General features: G+C 74.2%; 21 protein-coding genes. 11 read left to right on the top strand and 10 right to left on the bottom strand.

Going from position 1 to position 22580, the window contains the following annotated elements; all coding sequences use genetic code 11:
* Nucleotides 1-144: 144 nt before the first annotated feature.
* Both RM844_RS03580 and RM844_RS03575 read left to right on the top strand, forming a co-directional pair.
* On the top strand, nucleotides 145-1686 hold the full coding sequence (locus RM844_RS03580) for an MFS transporter (protein ID WP_311664628.1): 1542 nt from the start codon (nucleotides 145-147) through the stop codon (nucleotides 1684-1686).
* Nucleotides 1687-1691: 5 nt separating this feature from the next.
* On the top strand, nucleotides 1692-2309 hold the full coding sequence (locus tag RM844_RS03575; protein WP_311664626.1) for an acyl-CoA-like ligand-binding transcription factor: 618 nt from the start codon (nucleotides 1692-1694) through the stop codon (nucleotides 2307-2309).
* An 18-nt stretch (nucleotides 2310-2327) separates the two neighbouring features.
* On the opposite strand, the gene RM844_RS03570 is transcribed toward RM844_RS03575, so the two are convergent.
* The 3 genes from RM844_RS03570 to RM844_RS03560 all read right to left on the bottom strand — a co-directional run bounded on the left by RM844_RS03570 (nucleotide 2328) and on the right by RM844_RS03560 (nucleotide 5149).
* Nucleotides 2328-4358, bottom strand: a complete 2031-nt coding sequence (locus RM844_RS03570) for a thioredoxin domain-containing protein (protein WP_311664624.1) — start codon at nucleotides 4356-4358, stop codon at nucleotides 2328-2330.
* A 114-nt stretch (nucleotides 4359-4472) separates the two neighbouring features.
* Nucleotides 4473-4790 (bottom strand): helix-turn-helix domain-containing protein, encoded by a 318-nt coding sequence (locus RM844_RS03565; RefSeq protein WP_311664622.1) that lies wholly within the window; start codon nucleotides 4788-4790, stop codon nucleotides 4473-4475.
* Nucleotides 4787-5149: a type II toxin-antitoxin system RelE/ParE family toxin gene (locus RM844_RS03560; RefSeq protein ID WP_311664620.1), complete on the bottom strand. Its 363-nt coding sequence runs from the start codon at nucleotides 5147-5149 to the stop codon at nucleotides 4787-4789. The genes RM844_RS03565 and RM844_RS03560 overlap by 4 nt, the downstream gene beginning before the upstream one ends.
* Nucleotides 5150-5324: 175 nt before the next feature.
* On the opposite strand from RM844_RS03560, the gene RM844_RS03555 reads away from it, so the two are divergent.
* The 3 genes from RM844_RS03555 (at nucleotide 5325) to RM844_RS03545 (ending at nucleotide 8210) form a co-directional block, all read left to right on the top strand.
* On the top strand, nucleotides 5325-6236 hold the full coding sequence (locus tag RM844_RS03555; protein ID WP_311664618.1) for a helix-turn-helix transcriptional regulator: 912 nt from the start codon (nucleotides 5325-5327) through the stop codon (nucleotides 6234-6236).
* A gap of 232 nt (nucleotides 6237-6468) precedes the next feature.
* Nucleotides 6469-7041, top strand: coding sequence for a TIGR03086 family metal-binding protein (locus tag RM844_RS03550; RefSeq protein WP_311664616.1), 573 nt, complete (start codon nucleotides 6469-6471; stop codon nucleotides 7039-7041).
* A 71-nt stretch (nucleotides 7042-7112) separates the two neighbouring features.
* Entirely contained in the window at nucleotides 7113-8210 is a 1098-nt protein-coding gene (locus RM844_RS03545) for a hypothetical protein (RefSeq protein ID WP_311664614.1), read from the top strand.
* A 219-nt stretch (nucleotides 8211-8429) separates the two neighbouring features.
* Here the strand turns inward: RM844_RS03545 and greA are convergent, their stop codons facing one another.
* Both greA and RM844_RS03535 read right to left on the bottom strand, forming a co-directional pair.
* Nucleotides 8430-8927 (bottom strand): transcription elongation factor GreA, encoded by a 498-nt coding sequence (gene greA / locus RM844_RS03540; RefSeq protein ID WP_311664613.1) that lies wholly within the window; start codon nucleotides 8925-8927, stop codon nucleotides 8430-8432.
* A 221-nt stretch (nucleotides 8928-9148) separates the two neighbouring features.
* Entirely contained in the window at nucleotides 9149-9571 is a 423-nt protein-coding gene (locus RM844_RS03535; protein ID WP_311664611.1) for a DUF4307 domain-containing protein, read from the bottom strand.
* Nucleotides 9572-9725: 154 nt separating this feature from the next.
* Between RM844_RS03535 and mca the strand changes: the two genes are divergently transcribed.
* Nucleotides 9726-10598: a mycothiol conjugate amidase Mca gene (mca, locus tag RM844_RS03530; protein WP_311664609.1), complete on the top strand. Its 873-nt coding sequence runs from the start codon at nucleotides 9726-9728 to the stop codon at nucleotides 10596-10598.
* 4 nt (nucleotides 10599-10602) lie between these two features.
* Nucleotides 10603-10839, top strand: a complete 237-nt coding sequence (locus RM844_RS03525; RefSeq protein WP_311664607.1) for a hypothetical protein — start codon at nucleotides 10603-10605, stop codon at nucleotides 10837-10839.
* A 22-nt stretch (nucleotides 10840-10861) separates the two neighbouring features.
* On the opposite strand, the gene RM844_RS03520 is transcribed toward RM844_RS03525, so the two are convergent.
* From RM844_RS03520 to ilvA, 4 genes are all read right to left on the bottom strand, one after another.
* Nucleotides 10862-14200, bottom strand: a complete 3339-nt coding sequence (locus tag RM844_RS03520) for a tetratricopeptide repeat protein (RefSeq protein WP_311664605.1) — start codon at nucleotides 14198-14200, stop codon at nucleotides 10862-10864.
* A gap of 267 nt (nucleotides 14201-14467) precedes the next feature.
* A complete protein-coding gene (locus RM844_RS03515) occupies nucleotides 14468-15334 on the bottom strand; it encodes an ABC transporter permease (RefSeq protein WP_394814414.1) in 867 nt (288 codons plus the stop codon).
* Nucleotides 15331-16347, bottom strand: coding sequence for an ATP-binding cassette domain-containing protein (locus tag RM844_RS03510; RefSeq protein WP_311664603.1), 1017 nt, complete (start codon nucleotides 16345-16347; stop codon nucleotides 15331-15333). The genes RM844_RS03515 and RM844_RS03510 overlap by 4 nt, the downstream gene beginning before the upstream one ends.
* 228 nt (nucleotides 16348-16575) lie before the next feature.
* Nucleotides 16576-17790, bottom strand: coding sequence for a threonine ammonia-lyase (ilvA, locus tag RM844_RS03505; protein ID WP_311664601.1), 1215 nt, complete (start codon nucleotides 17788-17790; stop codon nucleotides 16576-16578).
* 115 nt (nucleotides 17791-17905) lie between these two features.
* Here ilvA and RM844_RS03500 point away from each other — a divergent pair, with 115 nt between their 5' ends.
* Nucleotides 17906-18472: a MarR family winged helix-turn-helix transcriptional regulator gene (locus RM844_RS03500; protein WP_311664599.1), complete on the top strand. Its 567-nt coding sequence runs from the start codon at nucleotides 17906-17908 to the stop codon at nucleotides 18470-18472.
* Nucleotides 18473-18547: 75 nt separating this feature from the next.
* Here RM844_RS03500 and RM844_RS03495 read toward each other — a convergent pair whose 3' ends face one another.
* Nucleotides 18548-19708, bottom strand: coding sequence for a cystathionine gamma-synthase (locus RM844_RS03495; RefSeq protein WP_311664597.1), 1161 nt, complete (start codon nucleotides 19706-19708; stop codon nucleotides 18548-18550).
* A gap of 212 nt (nucleotides 19709-19920) precedes the next feature.
* Here RM844_RS03495 and RM844_RS03490 point away from each other — a divergent pair, with 212 nt between their 5' ends.
* The 3 genes from RM844_RS03490 (at nucleotide 19921) to msrA (RM844_RS03480) (ending at nucleotide 22580) form a co-directional block, all read left to right on the top strand.
* Nucleotides 19921-21066, top strand: coding sequence for a hypothetical protein (locus RM844_RS03490; protein WP_311664595.1), 1146 nt, complete (start codon nucleotides 19921-19923; stop codon nucleotides 21064-21066).
* An 85-nt stretch (nucleotides 21067-21151) separates the two neighbouring features.
* Nucleotides 21152-21808 carry a peptide-methionine (S)-S-oxide reductase MsrA gene (gene msrA / locus RM844_RS03485; RefSeq protein WP_311664593.1) on the top strand — a complete coding sequence of 219 codons (657 nt, stop codon included), beginning with the start codon at nucleotides 21152-21154 and terminating at the stop codon, nucleotides 21806-21808.
* A 124-nt stretch (nucleotides 21809-21932) separates the two neighbouring features.
* A complete protein-coding gene (msrA, locus tag RM844_RS03480) occupies nucleotides 21933-22580 on the top strand; it encodes a peptide-methionine (S)-S-oxide reductase MsrA (protein ID WP_311664591.1) in 648 nt (215 codons plus the stop codon).

Below are 22580 nucleotides of genomic sequence, written 5' to 3'. Positions count from 1 at the left end.
GAGCATGGTCAACGGGAGGCAAAACCCGCTTGACGTGACCGCCAGTTCTGGGAGTCACTATCATTTGGCAATAACCCCACGAAGGCTCCGGCCTTCGCCCCACCACCACGCCCCCGGCGTACCCCACGAAGGACGATGCACGGGATGCCCACGCCCGGCCCGCAGGCCCCCCACCGCAGGTGGGCGCTGGCCCTGCTCGGGCTGCTGATGCTGACCCTGGGCTTCGACCTCACGATCCTCAACGTCGCCCTCCCCACCCTCTCAGGCGAGCTGCGGATCGGCACCGACGAGCAGCAGTGGGTGGTCAACGCCTACCTGGTGGTGCACGCCGCCGCGGTGCTGCCCGCCGGCCTGCTGGGCGACCGCTTCGGCCGCCGCCGCACCCTGCTGATCGGGCTGGGCATCATCCTGCTCGGCTCCGCCGTGGGCGCGCTGGCCGGCGGCACCGCCCAGCTGATCACTGCCCGCGCGCTGATGGGTCTCGGCGCCGCGCTCGTCACGCCGCTCGCCCTCGCCCTGGTCCCGACCATCTTCCCGCCGGCCGAACGCGCCAAGGCGCTCGCCGTGGTCAGCACCGCGTTCGCCGCCGGCATGCCGCTGGGGCCCCTGGTCGGCGGCTGGCTGCTGGACGTGTTCCCGTGGGGGGTCATCTTCCTGGTGCACCTGCCGCTGCTGGGGCTGGCCGCGGTGGCCGGCCGGCTGCTGCTGCCCGAGTCCAGCGACCCGGCCGCGCCCCGGGTCAACCCGCTGACCACCCTGCTGCTGGCCGGCGGCATCGGCTCGCTGGTCTTCGCCGTCATCGAGGGCGCCGAACGCGGCTGGGACAAGCCCCTGGTGCTGCTCGCGGTCGGCGCCCCGCTGCCGCTGCTGACCTGGGCGCTGCTCCGGGAGAGCCGGCGCCGCCGCCCCATGGTCGACCTGGCGCTGCTGCGCGACCCGGCCTTCGGCTGGCCGGCCTTCTTCGGCTCGCTGGCCAGCCTCATCCTCGCCGGCCTGCTCTTCTTCCTCCCGCAGTACTTCCAGGCCGTGCGCGGCCACGACGCCTTCGCCACCGGCCTGCGGCTGCTGCCGCTGCTGGCCGGGCTGCTGCTCACGGTCCGCGGCTGTGGCCCGCTGGTGCGGCAGTTCGGCACCGGGTCCGTGGTCGCCAGCGGCCTGGTGCTGCTCTCCTTCGCCGGCTTCCTGGGCAGCTCGATCCTGGCCGGCGTCAGCGACGGCCAGCTCGCCGTCTGGCTGGCCATCACCGGGCTCGGGCTCGGCCTCGCCATCACCCCGGCGGTGAACGCCGCGATGGACGCGCTGCCGCCGCACCGGTTCGGCCTCGGCTCCGGACTGCTGAGCACGCTGCGCCTGGTGGGCTCGGCACTCGGCGTCGCCCTGCTCGGCAGCCTCCTCGCCCACACCTACCGCGCCGAGTTCGACCCCAGCGGCCTGCCGGCCCCCGCCGCCGAAGGCGCCGGGCGGTCGGTCATCGCCGCCCACCAGTGGGCCGAGCGCCTCGGCCGCCCCGAGCTGGCCGAGGCCGCCGACGCCGCCTTCACCCACGCCACCAGCGTGGCGCTCTTCGTCTGCGGCTATCTGGCCCTGCTCTCCGGCCTGTTGGCGGGCTGGCTGCTGACCAGGAGCAATCCAACCCCGGCCGCGCTGCGCGGCGCCACCAGCCCCGACCCCGGTACCGGAAGGTGACTGCCATGAGCTGCCCGTCCCTGGTGCCGCCCGGCCTGCGGGAGCGCAAGAAGCTCCGCACCCGGCGCGCGATCCTGGACGCCGCCTATCCGCTCTTCGCCGAGCAGGGCTTCGAGGCGACCACGGTGGACCAGATCGCCGCCGCGGCCGACGTCTCCACCAGCACCTTCTTCCGGTACTTCCCCACCAAGGAGGACCTGGTCTTCAGCGAGGACGAGGCGCCGCACGGACCGTCGCTCACCGAGGTGCTCTGCGCCCGCCCCGCCGAGGAGCCGCCGCTGACGGCGCTGCGGCACGCGATCCGGGACAGCCTGGCCCAGGCCCGCACCCAGCCGGGGGCGCTGGAGCGGGCCAGGCAGCGGATGCTGCTGGTCGCCGAGGTGCCCTCGGTGCGCGCCCGACTGCCCGAGGTCATGGCCAGGTCGGACCGGGCGCTGGCCGAGGCGCTGGCCGAGCGCACCGGCCGGCCGGTGGACTCCCTGGAGACCCGGGTGCTGGTCGGGGCGGTCCTCGGCGGCTTCCGCGAGGCGCTGCAGTACTGGGCCACCGCCGAGCGGGACACCGACGTCGGCGAACTCGTCGACCGCGCCCTCGACACCCTCACCCGGCAGCTCAGCGACTGATCCGCGGGGCCGCCCCGATCACCGGGCAGCCGGCCACTCCCCGGCCAGCTGGGCGGCCAGCGCCGCCGGGTCGGTGGTCGGCTCGTGGCAGACGAAGCCCCGACAGACGTAGGCCACCGGCCGGCCGTCCCGCAGCGGCCGGTCGGCCAGCAGCGGCGGGGCGTCCGCCGCGCCCGGCTCGCCCCTGGCGACCACCGCGCCGGGCGCCGGGGCCAGCAGCGCCACCCGGTGCAGCTCCGCCGTGGCCGGGTCGTCCGCCGGGCCGACCACCGCGACCTCCCTGGGCCCGTCAACGGCCGCCTCGGCCACCGCGAGGCCCCAGCCGACAAACCGGGGTGCCCTGGCGGCGAGCGCGCTGACGATGCCCAGGCCGCGCTCCGCCGCCGCCCGGTGGCGGTCGCTGCCGGTGTAGGCGGCGTAGCCGAGGAGCGCCCCGGTGGCCGCCGTCCAACCCGCGGGAGTCGCCCCGTCGGTGGGGTCCTGCGGCCGTCTGATCAGCGCCTCGGCGTCGTCGGCCGTGTCCCAGAACGCGCCGTCCTCGCCGGTGAAGCGGGTCAGCACCACGTCGAGCAGCGCCCCGGCCTCGGTCAGCCAGCCGACCTCGCCGGTCACCGCGTACAGCGCCAGCAGCCCCTCGGCCAGGTCGGCGTAGTCCTCCAACACCCCGGCACTCGGGCCGGCGACGCCGTCCCGCGAGGTGCGCACCAGCCGACCGGTCGCCGCGTCCCGGTGCACCCGCAGCAGCAGCCGGGCGGCTGTCTCGGCCGCCGTCACCAGGTCGGGGCGGTCCAGCACCCCGCCGGTCTCGGCGAGCGCGGCGATGGCCAGCCCGTTCCAGGCGGCGATCACCTTGTCGTCCCGGGCCGGCGCCGGGCGGTCCAGCCGGGCCGCGAGCAGCCTCGCCCGCACCTCGTCCGGCGGCGCCTCGCCGGGCAGCCGCAGCACCGAGGTACCGCCCTCGAAGGTGCCGGCCTCGGTCACCCCGTAGCGCTCGGCCGCCAGCGCGCCGGCTTCCTCGCCGAGCACCTCCACCAGCTGCTCCGGCGTCCACACGTACGCCGCGCCCTCGGCGTGCCCGCCGTCCGGCGTCTCACTGTCCGCGTCCAGGGCGGACGCGAACCCACCCTCCGGCGTGGTCAGCTCCCGCACCATGAAGTCGGCCGTCGCCAGCGCGACCCGACGCGCCATCGCCGAGCCGGTGACCCGCCACAGGTGGGTGTGGACGCGGGCCAGCAGGGCGTTGTCATAGAGCATCTTCTCGAAGTGCGGCACCACCCACGCGGCGTCCACCGCGTAGCGGGCGAAGCCGCCGGCGAGCTGGTCGTAGATCCCGCCGCGCGCCATCGCCGCGCAGGTCCGCTCCACCAGCCGCAGCGCCTCGGCGGACCCGGTGCGGGCGTGGTGCCGCAGCAGGAACTCCAGCACCATGGCCGGCGGGAACTTCGGCGCCCCGCCGAAGCCGCCGTGCCGCTCGTCGAACTCACCGGCCAGGGCACCGACCGCCAGCGCCAGCTCGTCCGCTCCCGGCGGCGCGGGCGCCTCATAGCTGACCCGCCGGCCGGCCAGCTCCCCGGCGATCCGGGCCGCCACCTCGCCGACCTCGCCCCGCCGATCCCGCCAGGCGGCGGTGACCCCCTCCAGCAGATCCCGGAACGACGGCAGCCCGTGCAGCGGGCGTGGCGGGTAGTAGGTGCCGAAGTGGAACGGCTCGCCGTCGGCCGTCATGAACACCGTCATCGGCCAGCCACCCTGCCCGGTCGCCGCCTGCACCGCCTCCATGTACACGGCGTCCACGTCGGGACGCTCCTCGCGGTCCACCTTCACCGCGACGAAGTGCTCGTTCAGGTATCCGGCGAGCGCCGCGTCCTCGAAGCTCTCCCTGGCCATCACATGACACCAGTGGCAGCTGGCGTACCCGACCGACAGCAAGACGGGTACATCGCGCCGCTTCGCCTCCTCGAACGCCTCCCGTCCCCACGGCCACCAGTCGACCGGGTTGTCGGCGTGCTGGAGCAGGTAGGGCGACTGAGCGTTGGCCAGGCGGTTCATGGGGGCATGGTCGCACGCGACGGGCTTCCCTCTCCCGACGGAAGCCACCTCCCGCGCCAGGGCCAGGCCCCACGAGCGGCCCGAACCGGCGCTCCGGGCCGGGGTACCGCCCGCTCAGGCGATGGCGGCGATGTCGCCGTCGTCGAAGTAGATGGCCTGGTGCAGGCGGCCGCCGAGCGCGGTGGCGAACCGCGCGAGGACGTCCTGTCCGGAGACCTGCCCGCGTTCGATCTGCGAGACCCGGCCCTTGGTGACGCCCATCCGGTCAGCCACGTCCTGCTGCGTCAGGCCACGGGCCCGCCGCAACTCCGCCAGGCGGCGGCCGGTCAGCTCGGCGAGGAGCCCCTCCTTGCCTTCGCGTACCGCTTCCTCCCCACCGGCACGAGCGACGTACTCGGCACGGATGTCCTGCCAACGGGTGTAACCACTCACGACCGTTCACCCTCTTCCCGGGCTCGTTCCTTCAGATACGCCTCGTAGCGTTGCTCGGCCAGCGGGATCGCCTCCCGATACCACTCGTTCCAACGGCCCGACTTGTCTCCGGCGATCAACAGGATGCTGCTGCGCCACGGGTCGAAGGCGAAGAGGATGCGCACCGTTCCCGGCCGCAGCTCCTTCAGGTTCGCTATCGACGAGTCGTGCACGGTGTCGACCAGCGGACGCCCCAGCCCGGGGCCTCCGTCAGCCAAGGCATCCAGGGCCTGCACCACCCGGGCGAACGCCGCCCCGTCCAGGCCGTCGATCCACGCACGGACCTCGTCAACGAGGAAGATCTCCCACTCGCCATCCACCAGGCAAGTATAGCGATCGCTATACCGGAGGGCGACAGCGGACCCGCGCGGCAACCGCGGTCAGCCATTCCGGCGGCCCCGCCTACGCCGGTGCGGAGCACGTCGTCGCGTGGGGTCCGTGGCTACTACTCGCAGGGGCAGGCTAGTTGGGGGGTGGCTCGACATACTCGGTCGCATGCACGACACAACGCACGGCAAGTCCCTCCTCGGTGAGTTCCTGTCCACGCGTCGGGCGCAGTTGAAGCCGGCCGACGTGGGGTTGCCGGACTACGGGGACCGGCGACGGGTGCCCGGACTGCGGCGGGAGGAGCTGGCCCAGCTGGCCGGGGTCAGCGTGGCCTACTACACCCGGCTGGAGCAGGGCCTGTCGCTCAACGCCTCGCCGCAGGTGCTCGACGCGCTGGCCACGGCGCTGCGGCTGGACGACGCGGAGCGGCACCACCTGCACACCCTGTCCGGTGACGCCCGGCAGAGCCGGCTTCGGCTCCCCAGCGAGCGGGTCACCGAGGCGGTGCGTCAGCTGGTGGACGCCTTCGGCGACGCGCCGGTGGTCGTCGTCGGCAGGCGCTCGGACGTGCTGATGTGGAACCGCCCCGGGCACGCGTTGTTCGCCGGACACCTGCCCCTGGACAGCCCGAGCCGGGCGGCCACCCGGCCCAACACGGCCCGGCTGCTGTTCCTGGACGCGCACACCCGGGACCTGTACGTGGACTGGCCGCGGAAGGCCAGGGACGTGGTGGGCAAGCTGCGGCAGGCGGTCGGCGAGTACCCGGGCGACCCGCGGCTGGCCGCCCTGATCGGCGAGCTGACCATGCGCAGCCCGGAGTTCGCCACGCTGTGGGCCGAGCACAAGGTGCGTGAGTGGGGCATGAACGAGTACCGGATGCGCCATCCCACGGTCGGCGAGCTGGACGTGCTGCAACACTCGCTGCCGGTGCCCCGGGGGCGGGGAGTCCGGCTGGTGGTGACGACGGCGGCCGCCGGCTCCGCCGCCGAGGCGGCGCTGCGGTTGCTCAACCACAGTCTGCGCCCCGCCAGGGAGCACACCGCCGACCACCGGGACGGCGCCGTCTCACCACGTTCCTGAGCCGGCCGGCGCACCCACGCCCCCCGGCACTCCCCCACACACCCGAACCCCCCGGCCGGCCGCCGGCGCGGGCCACCGGCCAGCGAGTCCTGGTCACGCCCGGCCACCCGCTGCCGCTGCCGCCCCCTGCCTTCTTCCGACCGCTCACCGCCCGCCGGCGGCACCCGCCGGGTGCCTGCCCGTGCCGGGCCGGCCCGAGCATCCCGCTTTCCACTTCTTCCGGAGGTTTTCCATGTCCACCACCCCCGTCACGGCCTTCGCCGAGGTCGTCGACACCTTCGCCGCCCTGGTCGAGGCCGTGGAGGCGGACCAGTGGAGCGCGCCGACGCCCTGCCCCGAGTGGCATGTCGGCCAGTTGGTCGGCCATCTGGTGGCGGGCCAGCGCACCTTCGCCGCGGTGATGGGGGCCGAGCTGCCCCCGCCGGCGCTCGACGCCGACCCCGCTCCGGAGGAGCTCAAGGCCGCCTTCCGGACATCGGCCGCGGCCCTGCTGGCGGCGTTCGAGGCGCCGGGGGCGCTGGAGCGCACCGTCGAGGCACCGATCGGCCCGGTGCCCGGCGCCCTGGCGCTGCGGCTGCAGTCCCTTGAGCACCTGGTGCACGGCTGGGACCTGGCCCGGGCCATCGGCCAGAAGGCGCTGTTCGACGAGGCCACGGTCGCGTGGGGGATCGAGTTCGCCCGTGGCCTGGTCGCTCAGGTGCCGCCCGGCCCGGGCGCCCCGTTCGCGCCGTCCCGTCCCGCCCCGGAGGACGCCCCCGCGCTCGACCGGCTGGCCGCCCTGCTGGGGCGCGACATCGCCGGGTGACCGCGGGTCGGCACACCGCGGCACCCACCCTCACCCCTTCCCACACCTCACCTGGAGCAGGAACGATGACGATGCAGAAGAAGACGAAGCTGCGGCTGGCCATCGCGAGCGCGGTGCTGGTCGCCGCCGCGGCCACCGGCACGGCGCTGGCCGCGAACAACTCCTCCGACGACCCGGCCTCCGCGTCGCCCCGGGCCGAGGCCGGCGAGCGGGGCGAGCAGGCCGAGGAGAGCGGGCCGCAGACGCCCGAGGCGATCGCCGTCGACGGGCCGAACGTGTTCCCGCACTCGCTGGACTACGACGCGGAGACGAACACGTTCTTCGCCGGCTCGCTCGCGCAGGGCAAGGTCTTCGCCTTCGGCCCGGACGGCCAGGTGCGCACCCACATCGACGACCCGCTGCTCGTCTCGGCACAGTCGATCCTCGTCGACGGCGAGCGGGACCGGCTGCTGGTCAGCAACGTGGACTACGGCACCGCCGACCGCTCCGACACCGAGTCGCCGTTCGGCATCGCCGGGGTCGGCTCCTACGACCTGGAGACCGGGGAGCAGCACTGGTGCGTCGACCTGACCGGCGTCGCCCTCGACGGCAGGCAGCACCTGATCGCCGACGTGACCGTGGCGCCCGACGGCACCGCCTACGCCGTCGACCAGCTGACCCCGACGGTGTTCCGGATCGAGCCGGACGGCAGCGCCGAGGTCTTCCTGCGCGACGACCTGCTCCAGGGCGCGCTGGACATCCCCGACTTCCTGAACGACGTGGGGATGTCGGCGGTCGAGTGGGTCGAGGGCGACCAGCTGGTCATCACCATGGCCGACGGCTCCCTGGTCCGGGTGCCCGTCGAGGCCCCGGAGGAGGCGCGGGCGGTGGAGCTCTCCGCACCGCTGTCCGTCCCCACGGCCGGCACGCGGCTGTTGTCGGACGGCTCGATGGTGGCGGTCAGCAGCGGCCTGCTGTCCGGCGAGCCCGCCAGCATCCAGCGGGTGGTGCCCGACGAGGACTGGACGACGGCCACGGTCAACGTCACCGACACCGTCGAGGACCCGGTCACCAGCGACGTGACCGCCGGGCCCGAGGGGACGACCTACGCGCTCAGCGGCGGGTTGGCGGCCCTCCTCGCTGGCCAGCCCAACGACGGGTTCGCGCTGACCCCCGTCAACGTCGACTGAGCCACGGGCCGTTGTCGCGGCGGCCCGACGAGCAACCCTCACGGGACCCGGTCGGGAGCCGGCGTCGTGCGGTAGCCCCCTGCTGCGGGTGGGCTACCGCACCGGTGTGTCAGCTGGCGGCGGGCCCGGCGCCAGCCGCGCCCGCCCCCGGTTCGATCGAGATCTGCCGGCGTCCCACCGGCGGTCCGCGCCGGGGCTCGCGCCCCGGCCGCGAGCGGGTCAGGCGCGGTAGGGCTTCGCCGCCAGCACCTTGACCTTGGCGATGTTGCCGTTGGGCAGCTCGTACGAGGCGTCCTGGCCGACCTTCTTGCCCAGCACCCCGGCGCCCAGCGGCGACTGCGGGGAGTACGTCTCGATGTCCGAGGTGGCGAACTCGCGGGACGCCAGCAGGAAGGTCATCGTGTCGTCCTCGTCGCCGTCGAAGGCGATCGTCACCACCATCCCGGGGGCCACCACCCCGGTGTCGGCGGGGGCCTCGCCGACCCGCGCGCTCTCCAGGAGCTGGGTCAGCTGGCGCACCCGCGCCTCCATCTTGCCCTGCTCCTCCTTGGCGGCGTGGTAGCCGGCGTTCTCCTTGAGGTCGCCCTCCTCGCGGGCTGCCTCGATCTTCTTCGCGATCTCGACGCGGGCAGGACCCGACAGTTGATCCAGCTCCGCCTTGAGCTGGTCATAGGCCTCCTGGCTCAGCCAGGTGACAGTGTCGCTGGTCTGCGTCACAGGTGCTCCTCGGGTAGCAACAGGGGATAAAAACGAAGCCCGTCCCGGACAACTGCGCTCCTGGGCGGGCGGATCATCGATCGAAATATCGACTCTAACAACGAAACGGTCGATGTGCGGAAGGATTACCCTGCACACCCCGGTACAAACCCGGGCCCACCGCGTCTCGGCTGGTGAGGGCCCTGTCGTCCGGTCGCCGTCGCGTCGGCCCGGTCGCCGGCCTACTCTTCCTGGCCGGCCGCCGAGCAACCCATCAGCTCGGCGGACGTCGCCCGGTCCATGGTGCGTACCGTGACCGAGCGGTGGAGGCTGTCGTCCTGCTGGGGGAAGCGGAACTCGGCGCGGCCAACCTCCAGGCCGTCCTCCGCCTGCGCCCGCACGGTGCAGACCCCCTCGACGTCCGCTGGTTTGCGGATGGCGAGCCGGACGTCGATCTCCTCGTCCGAGTTCACCGTGAAGCCGGTCAACTCTCCGGAGACCTTGGTCTCGTTGATGTACGAGAAACCGGCCCAGGCCACGAAGGCGACCAGGGCGGCGCCCAGGACCAGGCCGACGAGCCGCAGGCGGCGGTCGGTGCTGGCCTCGTCGGAGGGGGTGCGGCCGTAGCGGCCCGGCGGCACCGTGGTGCTGCTCGGCTGGGACACGACCCCTCCTCTCGACGCTGATCGGGCGGCGGCGCCTCGCCGCCGCCGGACAGGCGACGGCGGCCGGGGAATACCGGCGCGCGCTTCATCCGTCACTATAGAACGGCGTCTCAGCGAACGGGACGACCAGGATCGATATGACGAGGACCTTGCCTTGACAGAGCAGCTGCGACTCATGGCGGTGCACGCCCATCCGGACGACGAGTCCAGCAAGGGCGCCGCGATGATGGCCAAGTACGTGTCGGAGGGCGTGGAGGTGCTGGTCGCCACGTGCACGGGCGGCGAGCGTGGGTCCATCCTCAACCCGAAGCTCCAGGGTGATCCCTACATCGAGGAGCACATCCACGAAGTCAGGGCCAGGGAGATGGCGGAGGCCCGGGAGATCCTCGGGGTGCGCCAGGAGTGGCTGGGCTTCGTGGACTCGGGGCTCCCCGAGGGGGACCCGCTGCCGCCGCTGCCCGACGGCTGCTTCGCGGTCCAGGACGTCGCCGAGGCCGCCGAGCCCCTGGTCCGGCTGATCCGCTCGTTCCGTCCGCAGGTGGTCACCACCTACGACGAGAACGGCGGGTACCCGCACCCGGACCACATCATGACGCACAAGATCACCATGGTGGCCTTCGACGCCGCCGGTGACCCGGAGCGCTACCCGGCGGCCGGCGAGCCGTGGCAGCCGCAGAAGCTCTACTACAACCAGGGCTTCAACCGGGCCCGCACGGAGGCCCTGCACGAGGCGCTGCTGGCCCGCGGCCTGGAGTCGCCCTACGCGGAGTGGCTGGAGCGCTGGGCGGAGTCGGCGATGCCGGAGCGGCAGCTGACCACCCGGGTGCCGTGCGCGGAGTACTTCCCGGTGCGGGACAAGGCGCTGATCGCGCACGCGACGCAGATCGACCCGGACGGTGGCTGGTTCCGGGTGCCGATGGACGTCCAGCAGGAGGTCTGGCCCACCGAGGACTTCGAGCTGGCCCGCTCCCTGGTCGACACCTCCCTACCCGAGTCCGACCTGTTCGCCGGCATCCGCCAGAATTGACGTCATGACTGACGTAACTCCGCTTGCCAAGGAGCTGACCGAGTACACGGTGACGCCGGGGGTGCTGGGCTTCATCGTGTTCGCCGTCCTGGGCGTGGGGGTCTGGGTGCTGCTCAAGTCCATGAGCCGGCACCTGGGCAGGATCGACTTCGAGGGCGGCCCGGCCGCCGGCTCGGACGACGCCAGGCGGGGCGCCGAGGAGCCGGGCTCCTCGGCGGCCCAGCCCGCCGCCTCCGCGTAGGGACCGGCCGGCGCGCGGCCGGTCAGGGCCGGTCGCCCACCGGCCCGTCGTTCTCCGCCTCGCCGTGCCCCGGCCCGGCTCCCCCTGGCCCGGCCGGCGGGGGCTGTACGCCCACCACGTCGCGGGCCGCGCGCCGGGGCACCATCCCCAGGCGCCACGCCGGCCAGCCCGCCTCCGGCCCGTGCTCGCGCTCCAGCATCAGCGCGTAGGCGTGCGCGGCGTCCGTGAGCCCCGGGTCGCGCGCCGGGTGCTCGGCGCCCAGCAGCTCGGCCAACTCCTGCTGGGCCACCGCCTGCCCCACCTCGGAACCGCCGGGGGAGGCCAGCGGCAGCAGGGTGCAGCGCAGGAACTGGGCCCAGTCGAGGCCGCGCCGGTCCGGCGCGTCGTCGCCGTAGCCGGCGGCGAACAGGGCCACCGCCTCGTCGGCCAGCTCCAACGCCTGCCCGAGGCGTTCGTTGCCCGCCTCGATCACCGCCAGCTCCAGGGCCGACCAGCCCTCGCCGTGACCCACCCCGATCCGTTGGAAGTCCCGCCGCGCGTCGGTCAGCAGCTGGCGGGCGAAGCCGCTGTTGCGCAGCGAGCCGGTGCTCTCGGCCCGGCTGTCCCGGGTGACCCGCGCCGAGTGGTGGCGGGTGCAGGCCAGGCCGTAGACGTCCCGCATCCGGCTGAACATGGTGCGGGCCCGCTCCAGGGTGCGCACCGCGCTGGTGGTGTCGCCGGCCTCCTCCTGCGCCTGGCCCAGGTAGTAGAGGGTCCAGGCCTCGCCCCGGGCGTCCTCGGTCTCCTGGTGCCGGGCGAGCGCGGCGCGCAGCTGCTCGACGGCGGCCGTGTCGTCCCCCGCGTAGACCCGGGCCAGCCCCAGCTGGCTCGTCGCCCAGGCCACGCCGCGCACGTCCCGGGAGCGTTCGTACAGGTCGAGGGCGAGCCGCAGCTCGCGCTCGCCGTCGGCGATCCGACCCTGCCAGAGCAGGGTCTGGCCGAGCTGGAAGCGGGTCCACGCCTCGCCGTGCACACTGCCGCTGGCCTGGTGCAGCGGCAGTGCCTCGGCGAGCAGCCGGCGGGCGGCGAGCACCCGGCCGCACTCCCGCTCGGCGGCGGCCAGCGCGTGCAGCGTCCAGGCCCGGTCGCCGGCCAGCCGCTCGTCCCGCTGGAGGTCCAGCGCCTGCCGGAGCTTGGTCACCGACTCCCGCAGCTGGCCCTGGTGTTGCAGGGTGATGCCCAGGTCACGCAGGGCGCGGGCGGTGCCGGCCTCGTGCCTGGCCTGCTGGTAGAGGGAGACCACGGAGGTCAACGTCGAACGGGCCTTGTCCAGCTCGCCGAGCTGGCGGGCGGCGACGCCGGTGCGCCAGCGCACCGAGCGGGTCAGCAGGCCCTGGTCGACCGCCTCGGCCAGCTCGTTCAGCTCGCCCAGCCGGTAGAGGTCGCCGCGGAGCAGGCAGTAGTCGCACAGCGCGCCCAGCAGGTGCTGCACGGCCTGCCGGTCGACCCGCTCGTCGGCGTAGCGGAGGGTTGAGGTGATGAAGCTGGTCTCCTCGTCGAGCCAGCGCAGGGCGGCGTCCAGCGAGGTGAAGCCGTGGCCGCCGGCGGCCGCGGGGAGGAGGTCGGCGCGGGTCGAGGTCTTGCCGTCGACCAGCCGGATCACCGTGTCGGCCAGCTCAGCGTAGCTGCGGATCAACCGCTCCTGGGCGGCCGAGATCTGGCCCTCGTCGTCCTCCTCGTACAGCCGGGCCCTGGCGAACCTGCGGACCAGCTCGTGCAGCCGGTAGCGGTTCCCCCTGACCTGGCTCAACAGGCCGGCCTGGGCCAGCCGTTCCAGCTGGCCGGCGGCCTCCTGCTGGCCGACGTCGAGCAGCGCGGCGGCGGCGCGGGCGCCCAGGCTGGCGCGGCCGGCGAGCGCCAGCCGGCGCAGCAGCCGCCGGCCGGACTCCTCCTGCGCGGCGTAGCGCTGGCGGAGGGCCCGCTCGGCCGGGTCGGACCCACCGCCTTCGGGTGAGCGCCGGGCGGCCAGGTCGTCGGCGAGCGCGGTGGGCGAGTGCGCGTCCAGCGCCGAGCCGACCAGCCGCAGCAGGATGGGGCGGCCGTCGCACAGCTCGTTGATCCGGCGCCAGCTCTCCTCGTCACGCGGCCCGGGCACGATCCGGCCACCGTCGGTGACGGAGGCGCGCAGCAGCTCCTCGGCCGCCTCGTCGTCCAGCGGCTCGATCGGCAGCTGGTGGACGGAGGCCGGGAACGAGGGGCTGAGCTGGAGCGGCTCGGCAGCGGTGACCAGCACCAGGGACTGCGAACGGGCCGGGATCAGGGCACGGATCTGCTCCGCGTCGGTGGCGTCGTCCAGCACGATCACCACCGGCAGGTCGGTGAGGTGCTGTTGGTACCGCTCGGCGAGCCGGCTCAACTGGCCCGGCTCGGCGGCGCGCCCCAGCCCCTCCCGGAAGAGCAGCTGCTCCCTGGGGGCGCCCAGGCGGTTCAGCAGGTGCAGGTAGGCGTCCCTGGTGGACAGCGGGTCCTGGCTCTGGCCACGGAGGTCCACCAGGCAGGCGCCGCGGAACAGCTCGCGGGTCTCCTGGGCGGCCCAGCCGGCGAGGGTGGTCCGGCCGGAGCCGGCGGCGCCGTGCAGCACCACCACGGTGGGGCGGGCCTCGGTGCTGGCCCGGTCGCGGTTGACCCACTGGACGATCTGGCCGAGCTGGCTGCGCCGGCCGATGAAGGGGCGCTCCAGGTCGGCCAGCCGGTCGAAGGACCTGGCCAGCGCGGCGCGGCCGCGGGCCCGGGCCGAGCGGTCCGTGGTGCGGCCGCGGGCGGGGCCGCTGGCGCGGCGGCGCGGCGGGGCGACGGCGCGCTGCTGTTCCAGGTAGGGGCGGATGCCCCGGACCTCGACGGCGGTCAGCCAGGCCAGCCGCAGCTGCTCGACACCACCCGGCTGGTTTCGGTCGCCGGCGCGCCGCTCGGCCGACCACAGGTGGGCGAGGACGGCCTGGAGGGCGAAGCCGAGGACGGCGGCGCCGCCGACCAGGGCGCCGTCGCCGAAGGCGATCGGGGCCGAGTCGTTGAGGGCGCCGACCAGCAGGACCGTGGCCAGGGCGGCGGAGAGGGCGGCGGCGGCGAGGCCGCCCAGGGCCCGGGGGGAGAAGCGGTCGGCCAGCCGGATCGGGGCGCTTTCCTGCTCGGCCTCCCGGAAGGCCGCGTACTCCTCGCGCGCGGGGCGCAGGATCTCGTCGAGGGAGGCGTCGGCGCGCTGGAGGAGCTGCTCGGCCGAGACCCGGCCAGCGGAGCGACGCTCCTCCTCCTCGACCGCCCGCCGCAGCAGCCGCTCGACCTCCGTCCGGTGCCGCTCGCCGAGCGTCGTCGTCTCCACCGCCATCCGCGTGCCCTCCCCGTCCCCGGCTCCTCGGCCGGTCGTGCGCTGGGGCTGCCGCCCCCTCCCTTGGGCCGGGCGGCGTCACTCAGGCATGGTCAACGCCACGTGCTGCCCGGAGCATTGGCCTGCCCCGGCTGAGGGGGTGTCACGCGGATTTCGACCAAGTCGTTACCGGTATGTCGTCCGGTGCCGGGCCGTCCGCCCCGGCCGGGGCCGTCGAGGACGGCGGGCCGGGGGGACGGGGGCGCACACCGGCGCGCGTCTCCCGGGTCAGGCGGAGGCGCGCTTGTACTTGCGGACCGCCAGGGTGCGGAAGACGACGATGATCGCCAGCGACCACAGCAGCGAGGCCAGCGCCGGGTTCTGCAGCGGCCAGACGTCGGGCGCCTCGTAGCCAGGCGGGAGGTTGCCGAACAGGTCCCGGGCGGCGAGCACCGTGGCACTGAACGGGTTCCACTCGGCTATGGGCTGGAGCAGGCTCGGCATGTTCTCCGAGGGAACGAAGGCCACCGAGATGAAGGCCAGCGGGAAGAGCCAGACCAGCCCGCCGGAGGTGGCGGCCTCCGGGGTGCGGACCGAGAGGCCGATCAGCGCGCCGATCCAGGTGAAGGCGTAGCCCAGCAGGAGCAGCAGGCCGAAGCCGGCGACGGCGTCCAGCACGCCCTCGCGGATCCGCCAGCCGACGAAGAGCGCGACGATGGCCAGCACCAGCAGGATCAGCGCCGTCTGCACCAGATCGGCGAAGGTGCGGCCGGTGAGCACCGCGCCGCGCGCCATCGGCAGGGCGCGGAAGCGGTCGATGATGCCCTTCTGCATGTCCTCGGCGATGCCGACGCTGGAGCCGGCCGTCGCGAAGGTGACCGTCTGGGCGAAGATGCCCGCCATCAGGTACTCGCGGTAGGCGCTGGCGTCGGTGCCCGCGCCGGGGAGCGCGATGGAGCCGCCGAAGATGTAGGAGAACAGCACGACGAACATGACGGGCTGCACGAGGCTGAAGATGATCACCTCGGGGACGCGGAACATGCGCGTCAGGTTGCGCTTGGCGACGACGCTGGAGTCGCGGAAGCTCTGCGCGAGCGTGATCCGGCCGCTGGAGCGCGCCGGCCGCTGGTCTGGCTGCTGAGCGGTGACGCTCACTTCTCCCCCTCCTTCGTGGCCGGGGCGGCGCCCGCACCACGCTTACCCGTGTCGGACTTGAGCCCGTCGGACTCGTCGGCGCCATGGCCGGTCAGCGAGATGAAGACATCGTCCAGCGTCGGCCGGCGAAGCCCGATGTCGTCGATCTCCACGCCCACGGCGTCCAGCTCGCGGATCACCTCGGCGAGCAGCTTGGCGCCGCCGGCGGCCGGGACGCTGAGCTTGCGGGTGTGTTCCATCAGGGTGGTGTCGCCGTCGCCGAGCCGGCGCAGCACCCGCTCCGCCTCCTGGATGCGGTCGCGGTCGTGGACGACGACCTCCACCACGTCGCCGCCGGTCTGGCGCTTCAGCTCGTCGGAGGTGCCCCGGGCGATGACCCGGCCGTGGTCCACCACGGCGATGGTGTCGGCCAGGTGGTCGGCCTCCTCCAGGTACTGGGTGGTGAGCAGCAGCGTGGTGCCGCCGGCGACCAGCTCCTCGATCACCGACCACAGCGCCTGCCGGTTGCGCGGGTCGAGGCCCGTGGTGGGCTCGTCCATGAACATCACCGGCGGGCTGACCACCAGCGCGGCGGCCAGGTCGAGCCGGCGGCGCATGCCGCCCGAGTAGGTCTTGGCGGTGCGGCCGGCCGCGTCCTGGAGGTTGAACCGCTCCAGCAGCTCGTCGGCCCGGCGCCGGGCGTCCCTGGCGGTCATCTGGTAGAGCTGGCCGACCATCTGGAGGTTCTCCCGGCCGGTCAGATAGTCGTCGACGGCGGCGAACTGGCCGGAGAGCCCGATCGCGCCGCGCACCCGCTCCGGATGGGCGCGGACGTCGATGCCCGCCACCTCGGCGCGCCCGCTGTCCGGCTGGAGCAGCGTGGTGAGCACCCGGACGGTGGTCGTCTTCCCCGCCCCGTTGGGGCCGAGGAGGCCGAGCACCGACCCCTCGGGGACTTCGATATCCACGCCGTCCAACGCGCGGACGTCGCCGAAGGTCTTGACCAGACCCTCGGCGTAGATGGCGGCTGGCATGTTTCTTCTCCAAACGAGAACTCGGTGACTGGGTCGCTCTGTTGGTGTGTGGCCGCCAGTCTAGGCCTATCGCGATCTATCGCGATAGGGCGTGAGTGAGTGCGGCAGGGGCGCATGACCTTACCGCGCGCGCCCACGTGCTTCGCACACGATTAGGCAACAACCGCCGTAACTTCGCGGAGCGGAGCACCGCTGGTACCGCGACGGCGACCGCCGCGCCACCCTCGGTCAGGAGAGCACGCCGTAGCCCGCCTCGCGGAGCGCCACCACCACCTCGTCGCAGTGCTGCGGCCCCTTCGTCTCCAGCCACAACTCCACCTCCGCCTCGCTCACCCCGAGCCGCGGATCCGTCCGGACGTGGTTGACGGCCAGCACGTTGGCGTCCACCTCGGAGAGCGCGCCGAGCAGCCCGGCCAACGCGCCCGGGTGGTCCGGGAGTCGCAGCCGCAGCGACAGGTACCGCCCGGCCGCCGCCATCCCGTGCCGCAGGGCCCGCTCCAGCACCACCGGGTCGACGTTGCCCCCGGAGAGCACCGCGACCAGCGGTCCCTCGAACGCCTCCGGCTCGGTCAGCAGCGCCGCCACCGGCGCCGCGCCGGCCGGCTCCACCACCTGCTTGGCCCGTTCGAGGCAGTGCAGCAACGCCCCGGACAGGGCGCTCTCCGAGACCGTCCGCACCTCGTCGACCAGCTCGGTCACCACCCGGAACGGCACGTCGCCCGGCCGCCCCACCCGGATGCCGTCCGCCATGGTGGCCGCCCCCGGCAGGGACAGCGGCCGGCCGGCCGCCAGCGAACGCGGGTAGGCCGCCGCCCCCTCCGCCTGCACCCCGACGACCCGCACGTCGGGCCGGCGCGCCTTGATCGCCAGCGCCACCCCGGCCAGCAGCCCACCGCCGCCGACGCTGACCACCACGGTCCGCACCTCGGGGCACTGCTCCAGCAGTTCGAGCCCCAGGGTGCCCTGCCCGGCGACCACGTCCGGGTGGTCGAACGGGTGGATGAAGACCGCGCCGGTCTCCCTGGCGTGCGCGGTGGCCGCCGCCAGCGTCTCGTCCACCAACTGACCGACCAGCCGCACACTCGCCCCGTACTCGCGGGTCGCGGCGACCTTCGGCAGCGGCGCGCCGACCGGCATGAAGACGGTGGACTCGACGCCCAGCAGCGAGGCCGCCAGCGCCACCCCCTGCGCGTGGTTGCCGGCGCTCGCCGCCACCACGCCGCGCGCCCGGTCCGCCGGCGCCAGCCCGGCGATCCGGTTGTAGGCGCCGCGCAGCTTGAACGACCCGGTGCGCTGGAGGTTCTCACACTTCAACAGGACCGGGGCGGCGATCAGTCGACTCAGGTACCGGCTGCCTTCGAGAGCGGTCACCCGGGTGATCCCGGAGAGCGTCTTCTGGGCGGCGAGCACATCCTCCAACGTGGGCCTGTGGTGCGTGGACATGGGATCAGTCTCGCAGGCACCGGGGTCCCGGGCCGCGCGGCGGCGCTACGCTTGGGCCGCGTCAGGGCGCCAACTCGGCCCGCTCTCCCCGCTCCCCGCTACGTCAAGACCGGACATGACCCCTGAACCCACCCCGCCCCGCCCCCCGGCCGCGGCATCCCCGACCCCGGCCACTCCCGACGACGAACGCGACACCCCCCTACCCCCGGCGGCCGAACCGGACGGCGCGCTGCTGGACGCCGTGCAACACGAGGTGGCCGTCTTCGCCCGACGGGCCGAGCAGACCAGGCTCGGCGGCCTCGGCCCGGCCCGCAACTCCATGGACCGAGCGGCCTACCTGCTGCTGAACCGGCTGGACCGGGACGGCCCCACCGGGGTGAAGGCGCTGGCCGCCGGCATGGGCATCGACTCCTCCACGGTGACCAGGCAGGTCGCCCCGCTGGTCGACGCGGGGCTGGTGCGCCGGGCCGCCGACCCGGAGGACGGCCGGGCCGTGCTGCTCCGGCTGACCCCGCCCGGCCGGGCGCGCCTGGAGGAGGTGCGCGCCTCCAGGCGCGCGCTGATCGCGCTGCTCACCGAGGACTGGAACGACAGGGAGCGCGCGGACTTCCACGCGCTGCTGGCGCGCTTCAACGCCTCGATCGTCCGCTTCCACAGTCGGGACGTCGGCGCCCGCCCCTGAACACCCGCGGCCCGCCTGGCCGTCGGACACCGTGGCCGGGGGCCGCCGGCCAGGCGGCGGCCCCCGGCCGTTGGTTCAGCCTCCGGCGAGCGCCTGCGTCAGGTCGTCCAGCAGGTCGTCGACCGCCTCGATGCCCACCGAGAGCCGCACCAGGTCCCCCGGCACCTCGAGCGCCGAGCCCGCGGCCGAGGCGTGCGTCATCCGGCCCGGGTGCTCGATCAGCGACTCGACCCCACCCAGCGACTCGCCCAGGGTGAAGACCCGGGTCCGGTCGCAGACCGCGACGGCCTCCTCCTCGCCGGCCGCGACGCGGAACGACACCATGCCCCCGAAGTCCCGCATCTGCTTGCCCGCGATCTCGTGTCCCGGGTGCGACGGCAGGCCCGGGTAGCGCACGTCGGCGACCTTCGGGTGGACGGCCAGCATCTCCGCGATCCGGGTCGCGTTGGCGCAGTGCCGGTCCATCCGCACCGCGAGGGTCTTGATGCCGCGCATCACCAGCCAGCAGTCGAAGGGGCCGGCGATGGCGCCCATCGCGTTCTGGTGGAACGCCAGCTCCTCGGCGAGCGCCAGGTCCGAGGTGATCAGCGCGCCGCCCACCACGTCGGAGTGGCCGCCCAGGTACTTGGTGGTGGAGTGCACCACCACGTCGGCGCCCAGCGCCAGCGGCTGCTGCAGGTACGGACTGGCGAAGGTGTTGTCCACCACCAGCCGGGCGCCCGCGGTGTGCGCCAGGTCGGCGATCAGCGCGATGTCGGTGATGCCGAGCAGCGGGTTGGACGGGGTCTCCACCCAGACCAGCCTGGTCTCCGGACGGATCGCCGCCCGCACCGACATCGGGTCCGAGGTGTCGGCCACCGACCAGGCCACGCCCCACCGCTCGACGACCTTGGCGACCAGCCGGAAGGTGCCGCCGTAGGCGTCGTTGGGGATCACCAGGTGGTCCCCGGGCTTGAGCAGGGTGCGCAGCAGGCAGTCCTCGGCGGCCAGCCCGGACGCGTAGGCCAGGCCGCGGGCGCCGCCCTCCAGCGCGGCGAGGTTCTCCTCCAGCGCGGTGCGGGTCGGGTTCGCGGACCGGCTGTACTCGTAGCCGCCGCGCAACCCCCCGACGCCGTCCTGCTTGTACGTGGACACCTGGTGGATCGGCGGCACCACGGCCCCGGTCAACGCGTCGGGCTCCTGCCCGGCGTGGATGGCCAGCGTCTCGAAACGCTGCCCGACATGCTGCTCGTTCATGGGGGCCACGGTAGTGGCCTTACGGTGGAGGAGAACCCACGGGAACCCAGGGAGAACCACCGGGAACGCCCGTTCGTCCCGGGCCGGGGGCCGGGCGACATAGGCTGGACCCGCCCACGCGCCCGGCACACCCGGCCAGCGCCGGACCCGCCGCGCTTCGGCGGCCGGCCACGGGCCACCTGATCGAAGGAACGAGGGGGAGCGACACCGCCATGGACGCCCTGCTGCTGCTGATCGCCCTGACCGCCGTCTTCGGCGTGCTGGTGCTGCCCGCGCTGCGCCGCCGCCGGGAGCGGCAGGAGTTCGAGCGGGCGGCGGCCCAGGCCGACGCGGCCACCGGCCCGGGACACTCCGGCGTCTCGCTCGGCAAGGCCGGCGACCGGGCGGGCGGCCCGACGGACACCGGGCTGGTCCCCGTCGACCAGCTGGACGTCCGGCTGCCGGGCCCCGACGACGAGCTGGTGCACGCGCTGGAGGAGGTCAGGGAGGCCGGGAACTGGCGGCCCGCCGGCCAGCTGCTGGCGCTCACCGACGACAGCGAGCAGCGCTGGCAGCGGGTGCAGTCGCTGGCCGGCGCCGCCGCCATGGAGCTGGCCGAGTGGCGCGCCTCGGGCGCGGCGCCCGGCGAGGGGCAGCGGGACGCCGGCTGGCTGCGCCGCTGGCGCGGCGAGGAGCCGCGGGATCCGGGCGGCGCGCAGGTGTACGCGCAGTTCCTGGTCTGGCAGGCGATGGCCGACCCGAGCGCCGCCGAGTACCAGATCATCCTGGAGGAGGCGAGGACGGTCTGCGCGGAGGCGGCCGAGCTGGCCCCGGACGACCCGGTCCCGCACATCGTGGAGCTGGCCATCGCCCGCGGTCTCGACTACTCGCGCGCCGACTTCGACGCCGTGTGGCAGCGGGTGACCGAGCGCGACAAGCAGCACATGGGCGGCCACCTGGCCGCGCTGCCCTACCTGTCGGAGAAGTGGCACGGCTCGCGGCAGGAGGCCGAGGGCTTCGCCCGGGCCGCGGCCGGCGCCGCCGGCGCGGGCAGCCTGCTGCCCGCGCTGCCGCTGTTCGCCGTCTACGACCACCTGCCCGACCTGCAGCACTCGCCGGGGATGTACCAGGGCGCGGTGGTCTCGGACGCCATCGAGGCGGCCCAGTACGCGCTCAACAACGCCCGGCCCGATCACCCGGTGGAGCCGCACGTGCGCCACCTGCTGCTGTGTTTCCTGGTGCGCGCGGAGCGGTACCCGGAGGCCGCGGAACAGGTGCGGGCGATCGACGGTTATGTGGGGGCGATCCCCTGGGTGGACGGGGAGAACCCGGCCACCGAGTACGCGGCGTACCGGGCCCTGGCCATCGCCGGCCGCTAGGGCGGTCGGCGACGGCGGGCCGGGGGCGCGGCGGGACCGCGGTCGGCCCGGTGGGAGAGGACGAGAGGACCGAGGAGAGCTAGAGATGCTGTACACGTTCAAGAACCGGCTGCCCACCCAGGACGAGGCCCTGCCGGGCCGCCCGGAGAGCCCCTTCCCGGTGCCGGAGACCCACACCGTGCTGGACACGGCGCTGCTCGGCCCCTACCCGGAGGGCTTCGAGGTCGCCGACTTCGGTCTGGGCTGCTTCTGGGGCGCCGAGCGCCGCTTCTGGCAGACGCCAGGCGTCTGGACCACCCTCGTGGGCTACCAGGGCGGCAGCACCACCCACCCCACCTACGAGGAGGTGTGCAGCGGGATGACCGGGCACACCGAGGCGGTGCGGGTGGTCTTCGACCCGGCCCGGATCACCTACGAGGAGCTGCTGCGCGTCTTCTGGGAGGCGCACGACCCCACCCAGGGCTTCCGGCAGGGCAACGACGTCGGCACCCAGTACCGCTCGGCGATCTACACGCACTCGCCGGAGCAGGCGGAGACCGCCGAGCGCTCGCGCGCGGCCTACCAGCGGGTGCTGAACGACTCCGGCTACGGCGAGATCACCACCGAGCTGGCCCCGGCCGGACCGCGCCCGTTCTACCCGGCCGAGGGCTACCACCAGCAGTACTTGGACAAGAACCCGGCGGGCTACTGCGGCCTCGGCGGCACCGGCCTGAGCTGCCCGGTGGGGGTGGCGCGGGCCTGAGGCCCCGCCCTCGTCGGGGCGCGCGGTGGTGCGGGTCGCCGGGCGGCGGGTAGGGGTGTGCTGGGGCCCGTCGGGTACGGGTCCGGGTGCGGGTAACCGCCGTCGACGACCGAGGGAAACAGCTATGTTCCTGACCGACTTCACCCACCGCCTGCCGACTCCCGAAGAGGTGTTACCCGGGCGCTCGGAGCCGATGTTCACCATCCCCGAGCGGCATCCCGTGCTCGGCACGCCGCTGCTCGGCCCCTACCCGGAGGGCTTCGAGATCGCGGAGTTCGCGCTGGGCTGCTTCTGGGGCGCCGAGCGCCGCTTCTGGCGGACGGAGGGCGTCTGGACCACGCTGACCGGCTTCCAGGGGGGCGGCACGCCGCACCCGATCTCGGAGGAGGTCGCCTCGGGGCGCACCGGCCACGCCGAGACGGTCCGCGCCGTCTTCGACCCGGCGCGGGTCTCCTACCGCGCGCTGCTGCGGGTCTTCTGGGAGGGCCACGACCCGACGCAGGGCATGCGGCAGGGCAACGACGTCGGCACCCACTGCCGGTCGCTGGTCTTCCACCGCTCCGCCGCGCAGCGGGAGGCGGCCGAGGAGACCCGCGACGCCTACCAGAAGGTGCTCGACGCCGGCGGCTACGGCCCCGTCACGACGGAGATCCTGCCGGCGGCCGACTTCCCGTTCTATCCGGCCGAGGCCCGGCACCAGCAGTACCTGCACCACCGGCCGCGGGGCTACTGCGGCCTGGGCGGCACCGGCCTGGCCTGCCCGGTCGACTGA

The organism is Streptomyces chisholmiae (genome assembly GCF_031845445.1).
Taxonomy (GTDB): Bacteria; Actinomycetota; Actinomycetes; order Streptomycetales; family Streptomycetaceae; genus Streptomyces; species Streptomyces chisholmiae.
The sequence above is the reverse complement of the archived record's forward strand: the minus strand, read 5'-3'. Positions and strand labels throughout refer to the sequence as shown.

Excerpts from the sequence above, each read along its gene's own strand:
- ilvA (WP_311664601.1), bottom strand. The coding sequence starts at position 17,790 with ATGTCCACGCACCACAGGCCCACGTTGGAGGATGTGCTCGCCGCCCAG.
- RM844_RS03490 (WP_311664595.1), top strand. The coding sequence starts at position 19,921 with ATGGACGCCCTGCTGCTGCTGATCGCCCTGACCGCCGTCTTCGGCGTG.
- RM844_RS03545 (WP_311664614.1), top strand. The coding sequence starts at position 7,113 with ATGCAGAAGAAGACGAAGCTGCGGCTGGCCATCGCGAGCGCGGTGCTG.
- RM844_RS03550 (WP_311664616.1), top strand. The coding sequence starts at position 6,469 with ATGTCCACCACCCCCGTCACGGCCTTCGCCGAGGTCGTCGACACCTTC.
- RM844_RS03510 (WP_311664603.1), bottom strand. The coding sequence starts at position 16,347 with ATGCCAGCCGCCATCTACGCCGAGGGTCTGGTCAAGACCTTCGGCGAC.
- RM844_RS03570 (WP_311664624.1), bottom strand. The coding sequence starts at position 4,358 with ATGAACCGCCTGGCCAACGCTCAGTCGCCCTACCTGCTCCAGCACGCC.
- RM844_RS03555 (WP_311664618.1), top strand. The coding sequence starts at position 5,325 with ATGCACGACACAACGCACGGCAAGTCCCTCCTCGGTGAGTTCCTGTCC.
- msrA (WP_311664593.1), top strand. The coding sequence starts at position 21,152 with ATGCTGTACACGTTCAAGAACCGGCTGCCCACCCAGGACGAGGCCCTG.
- RM844_RS03520 (WP_311664605.1), bottom strand. The coding sequence starts at position 14,200 with ATGGCGGTGGAGACGACGACGCTCGGCGAGCGGCACCGGACGGAGGTC.
- RM844_RS03575 (WP_311664626.1), top strand. The coding sequence starts at position 1,692 with ATGAGCTGCCCGTCCCTGGTGCCGCCCGGCCTGCGGGAGCGCAAGAAG.
- RM844_RS03580 (WP_311664628.1), top strand. The coding sequence starts at position 145 with ATGCCCACGCCCGGCCCGCAGGCCCCCCACCGCAGGTGGGCGCTGGCC.
- RM844_RS03525 (WP_311664607.1), top strand. The coding sequence starts at position 10,603 with ATGACTGACGTAACTCCGCTTGCCAAGGAGCTGACCGAGTACACGGTG.
- RM844_RS03500 (WP_311664599.1), top strand. The coding sequence starts at position 17,906 with ATGACCCCTGAACCCACCCCGCCCCGCCCCCCGGCCGCGGCATCCCCG.
- msrA (WP_311664591.1), top strand. The coding sequence starts at position 21,933 with ATGTTCCTGACCGACTTCACCCACCGCCTGCCGACTCCCGAAGAGGTG.
- RM844_RS03495 (WP_311664597.1), bottom strand. The coding sequence starts at position 19,708 with ATGAACGAGCAGCATGTCGGGCAGCGTTTCGAGACGCTGGCCATCCAC.